Annotated in this window: 2 protein-coding genes; both read left to right on the top strand. The window is 72.7% G+C overall.

All coding sequences use genetic code 11. The features are described 5' to 3' along the window. A partial coding sequence (locus AB0O00_RS37655) for a DegT/DnrJ/EryC1/StrS aminotransferase family protein (RefSeq protein ID WP_363659196.1) occupies positions 1–710 on the top strand: 710 nt, incomplete at its 5' end. A gap of 65 nt (positions 711–775) precedes the next feature. Then, positions 776–1,711, top strand: coding sequence for an NAD-dependent epimerase/dehydratase family protein (locus AB0O00_RS37660; protein ID WP_363659197.1), 936 nt, complete (start codon positions 776–778; stop codon positions 1,709–1,711). The last annotated feature ends 114 nt before the right edge of the window (positions 1,712–1,825 follow it).

The following is a 1,825-nucleotide window of genomic DNA, read 5'->3' on the forward strand; positions in this document are numbered from 1 at the left end:
CCGTCGACGAGCTGCGCGCGCTGTGCGACCGGCACGGCGTGCCGCTGGTCGAGGACGCCGCGCACGCCCACGGCAGCAGCCTCAGCGGGCGAGCCGCCGGGTCGTTCGGACTCGCCGGCGCGTTCTCGTTCTACCCGACCAAGGTCACCACAAGCGGCGAGGGCGGCATGATCCTCACCGAGTCGCCCGAACTGCGCGACGAGGCCCGGATCTACCGCGACCAGGGCAAGGGCTCCTTCAGCACCAACCACCACGTCCTGCCCGGCTACTCCTGGCGGATGAGCGAGCTCAACGCCGCCGTCGGCGCCGTGCACCTGCGCCGGCTCAAGGAGTTCATCGAGACCCGCAGGGCCGTCGCCCGCCGCTACGACGCGGCCCTGGCCGGACTGGACGGGCTGGAGCCGGTCGCCGAACCCGCCGGCTGCCGCAGCAACTACTACAAGTACGTGGCGCTGCTGCCGCGCGGCGTCGACCGGGCCGACTTCAAGCGGACCGTCGCCGAGGAGCACGGCGTGCGGCTCTCCGGTGAGGTGTACGACCTGCCGCTGCACCTCCAGCCGGTGCTCGCCCCCTACCGGCACGGCCCGCTGCCGGCCGCCGAGGACGTGTGCGCGCGGCAGATCTGCCTGCCGGTGCACTCCGACATGACCGAGGACGAGACCGAGCAGGTCGTCGAGGCCGTCACGGCGGTCCTGCGGCGGCTCGCCTGATCCCGGCCGGCCAGCTACCCGGAACTGTTCGTCGCCCGACAGATCGCACTACAAGGAGAGAGACCGTGCGGATAGCCGTCACCGGTGGATGCGGATTCATCGGCTCGCACGTCGTGGACCGGCTGGTCGCGGCCGGCCACGACGTCCTCGCGATCGACACCGCCGACAAGTACCTCAACCCCGAGGCCGAGCACGCCCGGATCGACGTCCTCGACCTGCCCGGCCTCACCGCCGCGCTGGCCGGCAGCGAGGTCGTTTACCACCTGGCCGCGATGGCCGACGTCGACCAGATCCGCACCGACCCGCTGCGCGCCGTCCGCCTCAACATCGACGGCACGGCGAGCGTCCTGGAGGCCGCCCGGCGCAGCGGCCTCAGCCGCACGGTGCTCGCCAGCACCGTCTGGGTGTACGGCGCGGCGCTCGGCGCCGAGGACCAGCTCGGCGGCGACGAGCAGGAGCTGGACGAGCACGTGCCGATCGAGCTGGAGCGCAGCGGGCACCTGTACGTGGCCACCAAGCTCGCCGCCGAGATGCTCGTACACAGCTACCGCGAGCTGTACGGCCAGCACTTCACCATCCTGCGCTACGGCATCCCGTACGGGCCGCGGATGCGCGACGAGCTGGTCGTCGCGCGCTTCGTGCAGGCGGCGCTCGCCGGGCGGCCGATCACCATCGCGGGCGACGGCCGGCAGAGCCGCAACTTCGTCTACGTGGAGGACCTCGCCGACGGCCACGTCCGGGCGCTGTCCCCCGCCGCCGAGGACCAGACCTTCGCCCTGGAGGGCTCGACCGCCGTTTCGGTGCGCGACATCGCGGACACCGTCGACGGCTTGCTCGGGCCGGTGTCGATCGAGCACATCGAGGCCCGCACGGCCGACTACGCAGGCCGGCGGATCTCCTCGGCGCAGGCGAAGCGGCTGCTCGGGTGGTCGCCGCGGACCAACTTCGCCGACGGCGTGCGGCGGTACGCCGACTGGTACCGGGCCTCCCTGTCCACCTGAGGGTCCGTCCATGCCGCACGCGCTGCTGATCTCAGGCTCGCTCGGCCAGGGCCACGACGTGATGGCCGCGGCCTGCGCCGACACGCTCCGGGAGCGCGGCTGGAGCACCGACAC

Source organism: Kitasatospora sp. NPDC093558 (assembly GCF_040683475.1).
Lineage (GTDB): Bacteria > Actinomycetota > Actinomycetes > Streptomycetales > Streptomycetaceae > Kitasatospora.